The organism is Latilactobacillus sakei (genome assembly GCA_002953655.1).
Lineage (GTDB): Bacteria > Bacillota > Bacilli > Lactobacillales > Lactobacillaceae > Latilactobacillus > Latilactobacillus sakei_A.
Genome location: CP025839.1, coordinates 240,618 through 257,471, shown reverse-complemented (window position 1 = coordinate 257,471; position 16,854 = coordinate 240,618). Strand labels below are relative to the sequence as shown.

14 protein-coding genes are annotated in these 16,854 nt (G+C 41.9%); 2 read left to right on the top strand and 12 right to left on the bottom strand.

All coding sequences use genetic code 11. The annotated features are described in order from the left end of the window. Positions 1-140: 140 nt before the first annotated feature. The 5 genes from C0213_01150 to C0213_01130 form a co-directional block, all read right to left on the bottom strand. Entirely contained in the window at positions 141-1,892 is a 1,752-nt protein-coding gene (locus C0213_01150; GenBank protein AUX11106.1) for a multidrug ABC transporter permease, read from the bottom strand. Positions 1,893-1,904: 12 nt separating this feature from the next. Then, positions 1,905-2,456 carry a transcriptional regulator gene (locus C0213_01145; protein AUX11105.1) on the bottom strand — a complete coding sequence of 184 codons (552 nt, stop codon included), beginning with the start codon at positions 2,454-2,456 and terminating at the stop codon, positions 1,905-1,907. Positions 2,457-2,616: 160 nt separating this feature from the next. Continuing rightward, the gene (locus tag C0213_01140) at positions 2,617-5,148 is read right to left on the bottom strand and encodes a peptidase (protein AUX11104.1); all 2,532 of its coding nucleotides are present in this window, start codon (positions 5,146-5,148) and stop codon (positions 2,617-2,619) included. A gap of 238 nt (positions 5,149-5,386) precedes the next feature. Then, entirely contained in the window at positions 5,387-6,133 is a 747-nt protein-coding gene (locus C0213_01135) for an oxidoreductase (GenBank protein ID AUX11103.1), read from the bottom strand. Position 6,134: 1 nt separating this feature from the next. Further along, positions 6,135-6,710, bottom strand: a complete 576-nt coding sequence (locus tag C0213_01130) for an acetyltransferase (GenBank protein ID AUX11102.1) — start codon at positions 6,708-6,710, stop codon at positions 6,135-6,137. Between the two features lie 257 nt (positions 6,711-6,967). Between C0213_01130 and C0213_01125 the strand changes: the two genes are divergently transcribed. Further along, complete coding sequence (locus tag C0213_01125; protein AUX11101.1) at positions 6,968-7,855, top strand: LysR family transcriptional regulator; 888 nt, start codon at positions 6,968-6,970, stop codon at positions 7,853-7,855. Between the two features lie 17 nt (positions 7,856-7,872). Here C0213_01125 and C0213_01120 read toward each other — a convergent pair whose 3' ends face one another. From C0213_01120 to C0213_01100, 5 genes are all read right to left on the bottom strand, one after another. Beyond that, positions 7,873-9,210, bottom strand: coding sequence for a fructotransferase (locus tag C0213_01120; protein ID AUX11100.1), 1,338 nt, complete (start codon positions 9,208-9,210; stop codon positions 7,873-7,875). A 25-nt stretch (positions 9,211-9,235) separates the two neighbouring features. Then, on the bottom strand, positions 9,236-10,108 hold the full coding sequence (locus tag C0213_01115) for a fructokinase/branched chain amino acid--2-keto-4-methylthiobutyrate aminotransferase (GenBank protein AUX11099.1): 873 nt from the start codon (positions 10,106-10,108) through the stop codon (positions 9,236-9,238). Beyond that, on the bottom strand, positions 10,108-11,508 hold the full coding sequence (locus C0213_01110) for a sucrose-6-phosphate hydrolase (GenBank protein ID AUX11098.1): 1,401 nt from the start codon (positions 11,506-11,508) through the stop codon (positions 10,108-10,110). Before C0213_01110 ends, C0213_01115 begins: the two co-directional genes overlap by 1 nt. Positions 11,509-11,560: 52 nt before the next feature. After that, positions 11,561-12,541 (bottom strand): LacI family transcriptional regulator, encoded by a 981-nt coding sequence (locus C0213_01105; GenBank protein AUX11097.1) that lies wholly within the window; start codon positions 12,539-12,541, stop codon positions 11,561-11,563. Positions 12,542-12,617: 76 nt separating this feature from the next. Next, positions 12,618-13,976 carry an MFS transporter gene (locus C0213_01100; protein ID AUX11096.1) on the bottom strand — a complete coding sequence of 453 codons (1,359 nt, stop codon included), beginning with the start codon at positions 13,974-13,976 and terminating at the stop codon, positions 12,618-12,620. A 272-nt stretch (positions 13,977-14,248) separates the two neighbouring features. Here C0213_01100 and C0213_01095 point away from each other — a divergent pair, with 272 nt between their 5' ends. Then, the gene (locus C0213_01095; GenBank protein AUX11095.1) at positions 14,249-15,481 is read left to right on the top strand and encodes a succinyl-diaminopimelate desuccinylase; all 1,233 of its coding nucleotides are present in this window, start codon (positions 14,249-14,251) and stop codon (positions 15,479-15,481) included. A 57-nt stretch (positions 15,482-15,538) separates the two neighbouring features. Here C0213_01095 and trxA read toward each other — a convergent pair whose 3' ends face one another. Further along, positions 15,539-15,856, bottom strand: a complete 318-nt coding sequence (gene trxA / locus C0213_01090) for a thioredoxin (protein ID AUX11094.1) — start codon at positions 15,854-15,856, stop codon at positions 15,539-15,541. 96 nt (positions 15,857-15,952) lie between these two features. Continuing rightward, positions 15,953-16,618 (bottom strand): transcriptional regulator, encoded by a 666-nt coding sequence (locus C0213_01085; protein AUX11093.1) that lies wholly within the window; start codon positions 16,616-16,618, stop codon positions 15,953-15,955. Between the last annotated feature and the right edge of the window lie 236 nt (positions 16,619-16,854).

Genomic DNA, 16,854 nt, shown 5'->3' with positions numbered 1-16,854 from the left:
TATAGTGCTTTGCTACTATTATAACTTAAAACCCAAAACAGAGTAGCGTCCAATTGATTCAGACACTACTCTGTTTTTGAAAGAGCCTAAAATAATCAGTTAACCCTTAATGCTCAGAAGCTAACCATTAATGACGCACTCTAGTCTTGATTAAATTGTGTCTCTACATATTCTCGATAGAGTTCATGGTTGGCGACTAATTCTTGATGCTTACCGGCACCGGAAACGTGGCCGTTTTCAATAAAGTAAATCTGATCTGCATCGACAATCGTGCTTAAACGGTGCGCAATGACGAGGGTCGTGCGACCTTCCATCAAAGTTTCTAAAGCCTTTTGAACCATTGCCTCTGATTCTGAATCGAGACTGGCTGTCGCTTCATCCAACATCAAAATCTTAGGATCACGTAAAAAGGCCCGCGCAATTGCCAATCGTTGCCGTTGACCACCCGAGACTTTAACACCCCGAGTACCGACTTCTGTATCAAGGCCTGCAGGCATCTCACGCACAAATTTTTCAGCAAAAGCTAATTGCAATACAGCCCACAATTGTGCATCTGCGTATTCGCCGGTCAACCCATAAGTTAAGTTATCCCGAATCGTCCCCGCCATAATGGCTGAATCTTGACTGACAAAACCGATTTGTTCACGCCAATCGGCTAGCGAAACATCGTTAATTGGCGTTTCACCAATCTTGATTGTACCCTGATTTGGTTCGTAATACCGTTCTAACAAACTGAAGATTGTCGATTTTCCACCACCGGAAGGGCCTGCAAAAGCAACGACGGTATTGGGTTGCGCTTCAAATGATAAATCATGCAAAATCGTTTGATCATCGTCATAGCCAAAATCAACTGATTCAACGTTCAACGTTTGGCCTTCAACATCGACTGCCGTTCCATGATCAAAATCTTCTTCGGCCTCTTGCATCAATTCTTGAATCCGTTCTGTCGAGCCACTAGCTTTTGAGAGCGTCGTGAAGAATTGACCTAGCGTGGCGGCTGGCCCCATTAATTGGAATAAGTACATTAAAAATGAGAACATCGCGCCAATCGTCATGGTGCCTTGGGCAACTCGCGCTGACCCATAAGCCAAAATACCAACGATTAAGCCCATCATGACGGCGGTCATAATCGGACCCGCGATAGAATCATAAATGGCTTCGCGTAAACCAATCTTATAAAGGCTGCCAATAGCCGTTTGCCCTTGTTGGCTGGCTTGTTGTTCCGCATTTGACGATTTGACCAAGCGGATTTCGCTCAGTGTCTCATCCGTTTCGCCATTGAAACGAGCTAACTCATCTTGACGGGTGTGCCCAATGGCATGTGACTTCTTCGCAATCGGTAACATCACGGCCATGACCAATGGTACTGAAAAGGCCATGATTAAAGTCATTTTCCAATCCATAAAGAGCATAATAGCGAACGCCCCCACAATTGTGAAAATGGCTGTTACTAATCCGGGAAATGATCGTGATAATAGATCTTTGATCTGAGTTGAATCATTCACTAGTCGTGATGTCATTTCGCCCGACTTCACGTCATCAAAGTAACTCACTCTAAGATGCAATAATTTATCCCAGATGTTATTCCGCAATTTCTGGATAACATCTTCCCCGAAAAAGCCGAGTAGCGATCCCGAAGCGGCACTGATCACCGCACTCAAGATGAATAAAACAACAATCCCAATCAACATGTAAATATTAAATTGTTTTGAAAAACTATTGATCAATTGTTTAGCGTAACTAGGAACGGCTAACTGAACACCAGTTGCAACTAGCCCTAATGCTAAACCCAAGAACAATTGCCAATATTTAGGTTTTGTATTCTTAATTAAACCTAGAAAATCTTTGAAACTAAATTGACTTTTAGATGGTGCGACTCTCATTTGTTGCATAATAACAACCTCCTACCAAGGGAATCGTGAATGATTCCAATCGCCGTGATTTTGATGACGCATCTGATGCCCGTGTTCAAAAAAGGCTGCATCAAAACGTGATTCTTGTACATTATTGGTAATTTTCGTTAAGATCGCCCGTAATTCATTGATTTCAGATTCACTTAAACCAGCCAGAATCGTTTCTGATAATTTATCGGTTTCCAAATCACCTTTTTCAATTGAGTCCCGCCCTTTATCGGTAATAAAAATGAGGGAAACGCGCTTGTCGGCTGCTGATGCTTGGCGTGTAACATAGCCATCTTCTTCAAGTGCCTTGACTTGCAAGCTCACTGAACTAGGACGAATATCTAGTAATTCTGTAATTTCAGCATTCGTTAGCCCATCTTTAGCAACCAATAGATTTAATAATCGTGATTTACCCTTCGTATTCATAAAATCACGCCGTCTTTCTTTACCGACCGTCATCCATGCCGATGCCACAAAATACCGTGATTGAACAAGTTTAGCGAACAACGCCATGATTTCTTGTGTTTCATTTGTCATATTGATCACTGCTTTCATAATTAGTTAGTTTTTATATCGGTTAACCTAACGAAAATCAGTTTAACGCGTTAGTTAGGTTGTGTCAACAAAAACCTAACAATTGATTTTAAAAATTTACTTATACAAAAAAGCCACCATAACAATTTTTGTTAGGATGGCTTTTCATTACGCTATGCTATTAAATTTGTTGTGCAATTGCCGCATTAACCTTTTCTTTTTCACTTTCAATCAAGGCCACGCGACTTTCGATGACCTTCATATCCATCGTTATTTCCCGGGTTAAGCCTGGGGTGTCTAATTTAGGTTCGAAAAAGGCTTTGAATTCCGCTAAGCGTTCTGGCGTCTTGAAGACTGCAGCGATTGATGTGATATAAGTTGTAAATTCCATATCACCACCGACTGTCTCTTCTAGCCATTGCCAATCATTGCGAATCCAATCCCAAGTGGCTTGTTGACTCGCGTCGTTAGCGAGTAACCCCCGGAACCAAGCCCGTAAATCTTGCGGTTTAATTGTACCGGCATCTTCAAATTTACTAATTAAAGTGGTGATTAATTCAGGATCAGTCGTGCGTGTTAAGGCGGCGCTCAAGTCATTCTTATAGCTGGCATCGCTCGTTTGACGATAAGCCTTTAAGAGTTGACTATAAAGCGCAGCGTTACCAAAGTTTTGGACTTCATTCATCAAGACTAGTACCCGAATAGCAGCTGGTAAAGTTGCCAACTGATCTTGGTTAGCTTGGAATAATGTGTGCGCCGCATCGATCGCTGCTTGATTCTTAGCATACAAGGCTGCACTTAAAACTGTTGGCCGCATCAATTGATCATCATTAGTATCCGTTGGTTGAATGGTCCAGCCTAAGCGGGCGACTTGTGCGCTACTCAATTGATCGAAGAAAGCCCGCAAGTGTTGTTCACTCGTCTCCCCGGCGGTGACAAACTTCTTCAAGTTACCCGCAACCGTATAAAGGGCTTCCGCTACGACATTTGAATCACTCTTAGCAAATGGGGCTAACACTGGGACCACATCGGCGTAATTAATTTGACGGCCTTCAGCCAATAAACGCAAATCCTGTAGCAATTGGAGTTGTGCGATTGGTGTCATTTCAGCACTATCTTTTAAAATATCATCGAATAGCGTTTGATCGTAGTTAACGATGAAGTGTGATTCATTACCCACATTTAAGCGGAACGGCTGACCATTAGCGGCACGTAATTGGGCGTAATCACCAAGTACTAATTCGCGGTCAGTCATCAATAATGGTGCCGCCGCATAGTTGCTCTTCAATGGAATTTGCCATTGACGGCCGACTTCTTGGCCTTCACCGATAAAGAATTGTTGTTGGTTAAGCGTTAATTGTCCGTCAACGACTTTGGCCGTTACCACTGGATAACCTGGTTGTTCGAGCCATGAGTTCATAATAGCGCCAACGTCTAAGTTAGCCGCTTTACCAAGGGCAGCCCATAAATCAGCGCCCGTTGCATTTCCGAATTGATGGGCTGCAAAGTAAGCTTTCAAACCAGCGCGTAATGCAGCGTCACCAATTAAAGCGCGAACCATTACGAGCATCCGTGCCCCTTTAGCGTAAACAATGGCACTATCGAATAACGCATCGATTTCAGCTGGATTCTTAACTTGGACATGGACTGATTGAACACCGTCAGTCGCATCCCGTTGTAGGGCAGCTGGTGCTTCTGAGGTTTGGAAACTTTCCAAAATATGCCAATCAGGTTCAAGTGCGTCGATGGCGACGTATTCCATCATATTAGCAAAACTTTCGTTTAACCAAAGATCGTCCCACCATTGCATTGTCACTAAATCGCCGAACCATTGGTGCGCCAATTCGTGAGCAATGACGGTCGCTACACGATGTTTCGTCGTGAGCGCCGTATTATCTGGATCGAGCAGTAAGTATGCTTCTCGATAAGTGACTAAGCCCCAGTTTTCCATCGCACCGGCTGAAAAGTCAGGTAAGGCCAACTGCCATGAATGTGGGAGTGGATATGGCGTTTGGTAGAAATCTTCGAAGAATTCGATTGAGCGTTTGGCAATATCCAATGCAAAGTCGAGTTCATTAGCTTGATGAGCCTTAGTTGCAAAAACACCCACTTGCACGCCACTCTTCGTCTGCGTTTGAGCCCCTTGGAGTTCACCAAAAGCAAACGCTACAAGGTACGTTGACATGCGAACTGTCGTTTCAAAATGATGAACGCCATCGATGACTTCTTTTTCAGGCATGTTGCTGAGAATCGTTTCGCCTTCGTGTTCGTCAAATTTAATCGCTAAATCAAAAGTAGCTTTGGCTTCTGGTTCATCAACACATGGAAAGGCTTGGCGCGCAAAGTTGGTTTCAAATTGGGTCCCAATCAACTCTTTCTTGACCCCGTCTACTTCATAATAAGAAGGATAAATGCCCATCATCGAATCCGTTAAAGTGGCCGTGTATGAAATGACCAGTGTCACTTCACCAGGTTGACCTACTTCAACCTTTAAGGCATTCGCATCATTATCAACTGTAAACGGTACGCTCTGCCCCGCAACACTTACCGTTTCAATCACCAAACCATTTTGATGAATTAAGACTACCGCTTCCTTGGCCGTCCCCGTAATCGTTGTCCGACCACTAAATCGTTTTTGAGCTCGGTTAATATCTAAGAAAACTTGATAATGTTCTGGTTGAAAACTTTGATAAAATCGCATCAATTCTGCCATATTATGATCTCCAATTTCATTTAGAATACTGTTATTATACGACTTTTCATTTTAAAAAGCTGTTGTCATCCATTTCACATTTTGATTACCAACCTGGTTGTACTTAATCTAAAAAATCACCTTAATCTTAAAAAACAGATTAAGGTGATTTTTTATTAATTCTCAGTAGCTAAATACCACTTTGAAACGTGCTCGCCTAAGCAATGCCTTGTGTTTAGCTACATCAGTCGACACTCTTTTAAACTTGTTGTTTAGCTGGACGAATCAAGACTTCACTGACCACCACGTGTTTGGGTTGGTCAATCGCATATAAAACAGCGTTGGCGATGTCTTCTGGATTGAGCGCTAATGCTGATTCTTCAGGTGCATCCATTAATTGCTTAACGCCTTCGAAAACAGCGGTATTGCCAATTGTATTGACCAGTTCTGTTTTAACAGCACCTGGTGAAACAATCGTTGAGCGAATCCCGTTATCTTTTTCTTCTTGGCGCAAGCCTTCCATAATAGCGCGTACTGCATATTTTGTCCCGTTGTAAACGGCAGAAGCTGGGTAAACCACGTGACCGGCAACTGAATCCGTTGAGATAATCAAACCATCTTGTTGGGCTTGCATCGTTGGTAAGACCGCCCCGATTCCATTTAAAACACCCATGATATTGATGTCGAGCATCTTTTGCCATTGATCGTAATCGCGTTCACTCAAATTACCTTGGGGCATCACGCCGGCATTGTTATATAAAACATCTACGCGACCAAAATGATCAAGCGCTAATTGGACTAAGCTCGCCATTTGCGCCCGATCAGTCACATCAGTAGCTTGATAAATTGCATTTTCACCGATTTCGGTTACTAAAGCTTGCAAACGATCCTCGCGACGAGCGGCCAAAACAACCTTGGCCCCTTTGCTTGCTAATAATTTGGCAGTTGCTGCCCCAATCCCTGATGAAGCACCTGTAATGATGACGACTTTATTTTGAATTGACATGTTAAAACTCCTTTTCTGATTTAATTTGACGCATGACTTTTGCCGGTGTCCCGGCGACAATCATATTGTCTGGCACATCTTTGGTGACCGTGGCGTTGGCAGCCACAATCGCATTTTCACCGACTGTTACACCGGGTAGAATTGTCGCCCCCGCGCCAATCCACGCGTTCCTTTTGATATGCACTGGTTTAACGAATAAACCGCGCCGATCGGCAGGATTTTCCAAATGATTCACAGTAATTAATGAAGCCCGCGGGCCAATCAACACGTGATCATCAATCGTAATCCCACCTAAATCAACGAACAGAACATTATTATTAATAAAAATCTCTTTACCAAAGGTAATGTGTTTACCGTAGTCCGTATAAAACGGTAATGATACTGTCACTGACGCATCAATTTCTTGAGCCGTAATACACTTTAAATACGCTCGCACTTCGGCTGCATCGTGATAGCCAGTGTTCATTTCCATCACCAACCGCTCGTTGTTGCCCTTGACCAAGTGAATTTCTTGCAACAACTCGGAATCATGATAAATCGGTCGCCCCGTGATTCTTGATTGTAATGAATAATCCATTGCTTCGCACCTCCTTTTACCGTACTTGAATGCACTTCTTTTCTTAACATGCTTTTCAAGCTAACTTTCTGTGCCTAGCTACGTTGCACAAACGACCGACTTCGTCGTTCATTTGCACCACTCAGCTAATGCTCGAAAGTTGAACAAGCTTGAACACACTTCTTTTCTTGATGTTTTTAGTATACTTCGCTACACTAGCAATGACTAATACTTATAATGAATATTCAGATATAGATTTTAACGATAGGAGAATCACGATGGACATTCGCGTTTTGAATTATTTTTTAACCGTTGCACAAGAAAAGACTATCAGCAAGGCTGCTGAAGTCCTCCACTTATCACAGCCCACGCTCTCTAAACAACTCAAAGATTTGGAGGACGAATTAGGCGTCCAACTCTTTACCCGTGGTAACCGTGAAATTACGTTGACCACCGACGGGATTTATCTCCAAAAACGGGGCCGCGAAATTCTATCATTAGTAGAAACCACAACCACCAACTTGACCCACAAGACTGTCGTCAGTGGGTCAATCAGTATCGGTTCAGGCGAAACGCAAGCTTTTCAACTAATCGCGGTCATCATCAATGATTTACGCCAACGTTATCCTGACATCACCGTTCAACTCTTTAGCGGTTCAGCCGATGAGGTCAAAGAACGCATTGATCAGGGCTTACTTGAGTTTGGGCTCGTCATCGATCCTGTTGAAAAGCAACGCTACGAATACGTCCGCTTACCCATGTCCGATCACTGGGGCGTGCTCGTTGCCGATGATCATCCCTTGGCAAGTCAATCCACCGTGGATGCAACGACCTTAGCCCAATATCCCCTACTCATTTCAGGCCAATCCCTCGTTCACCAACAAATCAGTACCTGGTTTGGCGTCAATCTCGATCAGCTCGATGTTGTCGGCACTTATACGCTTTTATACAACGCTTCGCTTCTCGTTAAAACCAGTAACAACGCAGCATTGTGCATCGACGGGATTATCAATACCAAGGATAACGGCTTAAAATTCATCCCATTAAATCCACCACTCTCTGTCAATACGAACATCATCTGGAAAAAAGGGCAGATTTTCTCGAGCGCCAGTCAGATTTTTAAAGAAACCCTCACCAATCAGACAGATAAAAAGCCGCCACGCTAAGCGTGACGGCTTTTTATCTAAATTGACGGTGTTGCTCTAAACGCATTCACCTTTGGATCTAACACAACCTGTGCTTCAGTACCCGAATCTAGAATTGTATTTTGAACAGCGTCTGCTTCAACTAAGACGGTTATTACATCGATTGCTGCCGAAACTTCCGTTGTTAATAGTGAATCGACTTGCGCAGCAAAGGCTGAATCGCCACTTTCTGAATGGGCTTCAGTTGCCACAACGTTATTGGTTGCCACGTAGTTATGATTACCTTTTACTAAACGGATAATCACTGGTTTAGCACCCAATGGTTTAATGTTTTCTTGGTCTAGAATTTCTGAGAAATGGTTCCCGATAATTGAATTATGATCGCCTTCAATCGTTAATAAACCGAATAGATCATCTAAGCCATTATCATGAACCTGCATTGGTATCCAAGGTTCGTGATCATGTAAGAAGTGATTACTTGAAACGAGGTTTTCAGAACAATTGGCTTTAAAAATGACCATACCGGCATAAAATGCATGTAAGATATTCCCGACAATTGATGACCGGGTAACACTATTAAATTCAATTGTACTTGCGCCTCGTGGGAAAATATTATTGCTACTGATTAAGAGTTGTGCAAAATTTTCGGCATAGATGGAATAACCTTTAAAGCCTGCGCCCATCAAGTTATTCGTTACTTTAGAAGCTTGACCCCAACCACGCAATTCGATACAGTTGCCACATTCAGCAATGAAGTTATTATGGATGGTTAAAGCATCCGCGTTATAAATTGTCACGCCGTGTTCAAGATAAACCAGCCCCATATCTGAGATCAAGAATGAATCTTGTGCACTTGCCACATAAATCCCAGTCTTGCCATTGACATAAGTATTTTCAACGTTAGGTTCGCCAGTGCCATCATCAATGAAGTGTAACCCATCGATACAGAAATTATTGAATTCAACAGAACTAATCCGGGGATCGCCATCCCGTTTAACAACGAAGGCGGCCCCATCAATTTCTGGTGTCTCTAATGTCGTCTTTAGATCCACTAAAATACGACTGCCACCCGGCCATAGTTCGTGTAAATTAGGGACATTTTCTTCGGGCACATTGTAGCGAATACTTGAAGAGGTGAAGCCGTGGCCAGCACCCATAATTTTCAGAAAACTAATATCAATTAGAACTTGAGTTTTTAAATGATAATCAGCAGGTGGGAGATATATCACTGCACCTGGTTTGCCACCTTCATTAAGATCTTTATGGTTTTGTTTTTCCTTAATATCAGCAATCATACTGTTGATCACTTGACCAACATCTTCAAAAGGATCGCCAATCGGCCAATTGGTTACATCGTAATAATAAGCTTCTGTCATGATTTTTTCCTCCAATATTTTTAAATTAACCGACTAATAATTTAGCGGCTAGGGCAAAGTTGCCGACATTTGCAGACCCATTATTGGGTACACTAGGCATCGTTAAATACTGCTCTAGTGGTGGCACTTGAACATAGCCATTTAACAATTCAGCAAATTGAACGCGTACTTTATCAAGTAGTACAGGATTCGTGACCCCACCGCCAAAGACGATTTTGTTAGGGCGCAATGTTAGTGTCGTTTGAATTGCCGCTTGAGCTATATAATATGCCATGATATCCCATGTTTGATCCGTCAACGGTACATCCATCCCTTTTTTACCAGTCCGGGCTTCAAAAGTTGGCCCAGCCACTAAGCCTTCTAGACAATCACCGTGGAACGGACAGATCCCTGCAAAATCTAAATCTGCCGGATGACGTTTCAATAAAACGTGCCCCATTTCAGGATGACCGATACCACCAACTAATTGACCGTTCGTCACAGCCCCGGCACCAACACCCGTTCCAATTGTATAATAAACAAGTGAATTAATTTTTTCGTTGAAGAGGGTCGCCATTGTGAATTCGCCATAAGCTGAACCATTCACATCCGTGGTCCATGACATTGGCACATCAATTGTTTTTTTGAGAAAACCTAAGAAATCAGTGTCTTTCCAGCCTGGTTTAGGTGTTGAAGTGATATACCCATACTTAGGTGAAGTCGTGCGAACTTCGATTGGGCCAAACGTCGCAATCCCTAAAGCATCAATTTCAAACTGCTTGAAATAATCGACCACTTTACCTAACGTTTCGGCTGGGGTGGTCGTTGGAATTTGAATCTTATCCTTCACTTGATAATCATCATTCCCAATGGCACAAACAAATTTAGTCCCGCCTGCTTCAATACTACCTAATAACATTACATCATTCCTCCAAGTTGATAAATTTTAACAGTGTCGTTTTCTGAAATACTATCAGTTTCAATACGGATAGCATTCTCACTATAAATTCGTTCTGAGAAGCAAGCTTCCCCGTTATTAACAAAAATCTCAATTGAACTCGTATCGATTAAACAATGAATATCAAACTGATCCGCTACTTCGATAGTCGTAATCCGTGGTTGATCGTCGTTATACTTTTGTAACGCAACCGTTTTAGTCTGTGTATCATATTGTAAGTCGATCAAAACTTGATTGCTGGCATCGATGACTTTTAAACCAACATTCTGCTGGCTAGTAAAATTACCTAAATACTCTAAGCTTTTGGTTGGTGCCTGGAAACTGTTAGCACCCGTTGTGTCTAACAAGCATGTTTCACGCAACTGCGCCACTTCTCTGACAGGAGTCATCAACACTTTATCTCCCTTGACCGTTATCTCTCGTGGAAATGTTAGGGCCCCTGCCCAGCCATCCGCTTGTTCTGGCATTATACTTTCCCACATTGCCAACCAACCGAATAGAATCCGGCGACCATCTGGCGCCACTGTGGTTTGAGTGGCATAGAAATCATGCCCATGATCAAGTTCTCGAAATGCACCATGTTCAAATTTTTGATTGGCCTCATCATAATGCCCCGTTAGATAACCGGTTTGATGGAAGTTACGATATTTCAAACCGTTAGCCTTAATGCCTTGTGGCGACATAATTAATACATCTTGATCTGCCATATTGAAGAAATCTGGACATTCCCAGACATAGCCTTCTTCATCTACTGACTTAGCTGTTGCAATTGGTCCAATATAGTCCCAGTCGATTAAATCTTTAGATTGATACAATAAAACGCGGCCTAGCCCAGCTTGATCTTTACTGCCAATCACAACGAAGTAAGTTTGCCCATCAAACCAGACTTTTGGATCGCGAAAATCGCGTGCATTGTCCTCTGGTGGGGTTGCAATCACTGGATTTCCAGCGTACTTTTCAAAATGAATCCCATCATCACTGACCGCTAAGTTTTGGGTTTCCCAATACTGTTCAGGATCATTATCCTTCAAGTGTTGACCGGTGTACATCAAGTACAAACGGCCATCTTTTTCAATCGCACTACCTGAAAAGCAACCATCTGGATCTTCAGCATCCCCAGGGAAAAGCGCAATTGGTAATTGTTCCCAATGCACTAAATCACGACTACGAGCGTGTCCCCAATGCATTGGTCCCCATTTAACTGATTCAGGATGGTATTGGTAGAAAATATGATAGTAGCCTTTAAAAAAAACGAACCCATTTGGATCATTAATCCAACCCGAAGGTGCCATAATATGGTAATTTAAACGATATCTATCATTTGTTATTTCTGGATAATTTAATTTTTTTGTCATCGTCATTCTCCTTTATGTCAACCGATTGACATTTTATGCCAAAAACAAGCGTAAACTACTACGCCGTTGTCCCTTGATGAACTGTGACTGGTAATATAATTTTATGCGGAGTTTCTTTGCCCTCAATTCGATCCATCAAAGTTGATACCGCCACTGCCGCCATTTCTTCTATCGGCTGAACGATTGTTGTCAATTCAGGCTTAAATAGGCGGACCGTATCTGTCCCATCGTAACCAACCACCAGCAAATCTTCTGGGACTTGCTTTTGAAATTCGGTGGCCACTTGGATAATCAGACTAGCATCAACGTCGTTTGATGCAAAAATCGCATCGATTTTTTTATTTTCTTTAAAAATCTGTCGGAACGTTTCTTTCTTCTGTGTATCGGATGAATCAAGCGCGACCGTATAGATGACGGTTGGTAAATCATTAGCCGCCATCATATCTTCATAAGCACGCCGGCGATCTAACGCTGGTGACTGCAAATCAGTTGGCCCATCCGTATGCACGATATGGCGTGCCCCCCGTTTGAGCAGTAATGTCATCGCCTTTTTACCACCATCATAATTATCAGAAGCAATTACTGGAATATCGTCATTCATCACCCGATCAATTGCCACAATTGGTAAATTGGTATTGTTGTATTCCGCGATATTTTGATTATGCGTACCGACAATTAAGCCGTCTACTTGATTAGCCAATAATTTCTGTAGATATTCCTTTTCTTTTAAGGGGTCATTCATTGAATTACCGATTAATACTTTATAACCGGCATTAAAAAGCTTCATTTCTAACTGCGCCGCCATCTGACCAAAAAAAGGATTCGCAATGGTTGGAAAAATCAACCCGACCATTTTCGTTTCTTTCGAAAACAGTTGGCGAGCGACATCATTAGGTTGGTAATGTAACGCTTTCATTGAATCGAATACCTTTTGCTTTGTTTTTTCACTTAGATAGCCTCGATTATTTAATACTCGCGAAACAGTTGTTTTAGAAACGCCTGCTAATGCTGCAACGTCTTCAAGTTTGGGATTTTGCATTTTTTGCTCCTATGTCATTCATACTAAACACTCTCGTTTATATTTTAACATAAAGCATCAAAAACGCTGATTTTCCTTAGTGTTGTTTTGCTAATGTTGCTTGAACCGCTGCTTCGTTCTTTTCAAATTTTGCATAGAAGAACATTGGAATGGCAGCAACCAAGAATAAAATAGCTGGTAACCAAACAAAACTAAAATTAATACCCACTAATGAATGCGCAGACTGTGCGTGATTAGGCACATAACCAAAGTATTGCATAATTTTAGAAGGCACAAAACCACCAATCCCACTCCCGGCTTTAACACAAAAGGCACTTCCGATGGCTGTTAAAAAGCCACTTGCTCGAATACCATTTTTCCATTCCCCGAAATCTACCGCATCAGCAAGCATCAAAAACGGCATTGCTGCAGCAACCCCAGTTCCAATTGAACCTAAGCAATAGAGCACTACTACTGCAACTTGGTTAGCACCAACGACTTGTAATAAGAGGTTAGAAATAGCAGCGAGAACTAGCGCCCCAATTAGCACTGTGCGTTTATTTGTCTTTTTAACAAATAATGGAATTAAAATCATGCCCACTACCGCTACGGCTGATAGACCGCCCGCTACTGATACTAGTGCTTTGGCATGAATATTATATTGGAAATAATAAATCATTGCTGAACTTCTAATCGTCGTGCCAATCCAATAGAATAAATTGGTTAAAACAATTAAGACCCACGGCCAATTACTTTTAGTGGCTTTAACACTTTCTTTTAATGAAATAGACTGTGTTGATACTGCATTTACTTCTCTTAAATTCCAAAAGGCAATTAAGAAGGCTGCAATCGATACGACGCCCATGACAATCATCGTAATCGAAAAGCCTTTTCGGTCATTACCCTGCCCAAAAAGTTGGACTAATGGTAATACGACACTATTGGCAATCAATAACCCGATATTGCCCCCTACCATCCGATAAGAATTCAATACTGTTCGTTGTTCCGGATCATTCGTTAAATTAGGCAAAATCGATGTCATTGGGGTACTAATCCCCGTATACAAAATACCGGCTATTACATAGGTTACTGCTGCGTAAACCACTTTTGTTGTACCTGACAAGTTTGGTGTCGTAAACGTTAACCATGTGAATACCGCAAATGGTAAACATAACCATAAAAAGTATGGTCGACTTTGTCCCCAGCGTGTATGCGTATGATCAATTAAAAAACCCCAGATTGGCGCGTCAAACATATCAATACACCGTGTCAGTAACAAAATGGTCCCAGCAACCCCAATTGAAAGACCAAACACGTCCGTATAGAAATAGAGTAAATAAGTACTAATACTAACAAATAAGACATTCCCCCCAAAATCCGTCAGTGAGTAACTCAGCTTACGAAATAATGGGATTTCTGCTTTTTCCTGAGGTGCTTCATTAATAACAGATGCCATTTTCTTCAACTCCATTCATTTTGATGATCAAAATTAACTGATTAAACTTTATTCGCAAAACCTCCAATGAATAATAACATTCAAGAAAAGCGCTTTCTTTTATTGGAATAACTAAAGTATAATCGTTTTATTTTATATGTCAACCGGTTGTCATATAATTTCTATTTTTCTTTTTAAACCACTTCGTTTGCGAAATTTCTTAATTTGTGTCCGTTGCTTTCCCTAAACGCGGGCTCTATAATGCATATTGAATCTTATCTGGAGGTCTTTTGATGATGGAAAAAACTGAAAAAATCGCAATTTTAGAAAAACTGGTCTCAATTGATACAACAGACCAAGCAGAAGGTGTGATTGCCGACTACTTAGCCGATCTATTCGCACAACATGGTATCCGCACTGAAAAAGTGGCTTCTAAACCAGGCCGCGAAAACTTAGTGGCCTATCTAGGCGAAGCAACCGACAAAGTCCTCGGTGTCACTGGTCATATGGACGTCGTCAGCATCGGTGATCGCAGCAAATGGACGAGTGATCCCTTCACTCTAACCGCTCGCGATGGTAAACTCTTCGGTCGAGGCGCAACCGACATGAAGTCTGGTCTGGCTGCGCTTGTGATTGCAATGATCGAATTACACGATGAACATGTTCCTTTAAACGGCCAAATCAAACTACTCGCAACCGTCGATGAAGAAAAGAACGAAACTGGTGCGCAAACTTTAACCGCTCAAGGCTATGCCGATGATTTAACAGCCTTATTAGTTGCCGAACCATCTGGCGTTGATAAACAAGCCTTGGCAAATAACCCCGACAAATTCCCCACAGAAATGGCTCAAAAACTCCTTGCGGCTAATCAAACCAATGAACAACATTTCTTAATTTTCGCCCATAACGGTTCCCTTGATTTTAAAGTGACGGCAACTGGTAAAACCGCGCACAGTTCAATGCCGGAACTCGGTATTAACGCAATTGATCATTTGCTTGCCTACTACAATCGGCAAAAACAATACTTCGATCAAAAGCATCCTATTGATGATGTCCTCGGCGATATTGTTCCCGTCACAACCTTAATCAACGGTGGTGAACAAATTAATTCGGTCCCCGGTCACGCAGAACTTACTTGTCGGGTTCGTACAACCCCCGCCTTAACTGGCGACCGAGTGATTGCTGACCTTAATACCATCATTGCGGAACTCAATCAACAGGCGGATATGAATCTGGAATTGACCATCATTAATAACCAACCACCCGTTAAAAGTAATCCACAAGCGCCATTCATCCAAGCTGTTCAAAAAATCGGCGCACAAAAGTTATCCCAAGCATATCCACTGATGCACGTTGCTGGGGGTACCGATGCCGCCCACCTCGCCCAGCACAATCCTGACTTACCAGTGGCAGTTGTCGGCCCTGGCAATGATACTAGCCACATGATTGACGAATATGTTGATGAAGAAATGTATCTCAAACACGTCGACTTCTTTAAGGCAGTCATGACGAATTATTTAAAATAATAGAAAAGAGATTACGACAAAGTAACTTCTTCGCCGTAATCTCTTAAAAATAATGATTTATGCTAATATGGCATCTAACTTAGTTGCTAACGCTTCTTTACGTTGTAAACCAACTAATTGTTCTTGTAGTTGCCCGTCTTTCATGATCAATAATGTCGGGATTGCCTGAATCCCAAATTGAGCTGCTAAGCTTGGGTTTTGGTCAACATCAACCTTGGCAATCTTAGCTTTACCTGCGTAATCGTCTGCTAATTGTTCTACAATTGGCCCTTGCATCTTACATGGTGGGCACCAAGTTGCCCAAAAATCAACTAGCGTCACGCCTTCTTTAATCTCATCGTTAAAATTGGCTTCGTTTAAAATTTGTGCTGCCATCCTAATCGCCTTCTTATCTAAATTATTCAACGATTTCGTTGAATTGATACCCACAATATATCATCTTACTTTTTATACGTCAAATGAACAGACTTATTAATCAGTTTGTCCTGGCATCACCTGTGACCATTCCCACACGGATTGATTAAAGGTCGCTACTTTAAACCCGGCATCGTGCAATTCTTGACTAGCAACATTGGCATATGCACACAAACGCCCACGGCAATAAACGACAATTTCTCTATCCCGCGGTAACTCAGTAAAATACTGCGGTAACTCATCATATGGAATATTATGCGCACCTGGCAAGTGCTGTGCCGCATATTCATCGTGTGGCCTGAGATCAATTAGGTAAGTTGATGAGGCCCCTAGTTTAGCTTTTAATGCTTGAATTGTTAATGTTTGTGGCGAACCCGTTTGTTGTTTAAATATCGTCTGCACGGCCACTAATTCCGGTTGCGATTGCTCAGCCACGGTCACTAATAACGTCACCAACTGCTTAATTTGTTCTGAAACAAGGCGATATGTCATAAAATTTTTACTCCGTTCAATTGTCACTAAATTAGCACGTTTTAATATCTGTAGATTACGTGATGTGGTCGCAACACTTAAACCAATTATATTAGCGATATTTTCAACTGTTTTAGGGCCTTGCACCAATAGATCTAGTATCCGTAGTCGTGTCACGTTGCCTAAAGATTTGCCGACTTTAACAACCTGCTCATAAACCGCATCTCGATATTGCGTTACTCGTTCATCCATGATATATCGATCCCCTCTACTCAACGATTATATTGAATAGAATTCAATTTAACATGCTTCTCAGCCACTGTCAACTCACCAATCTCCAGCAACAAAGTAGCGTAAATGTTGACGTGAAACCCAATCTCTTTTAATAGCTATCTAAAATACATTCCCTAATATTGGTATTTGTTCTAATTTACGTCGTGCTTGCCACGCTACAATATTGTGGCTAACCTTCTTATAAGTCTTATGAC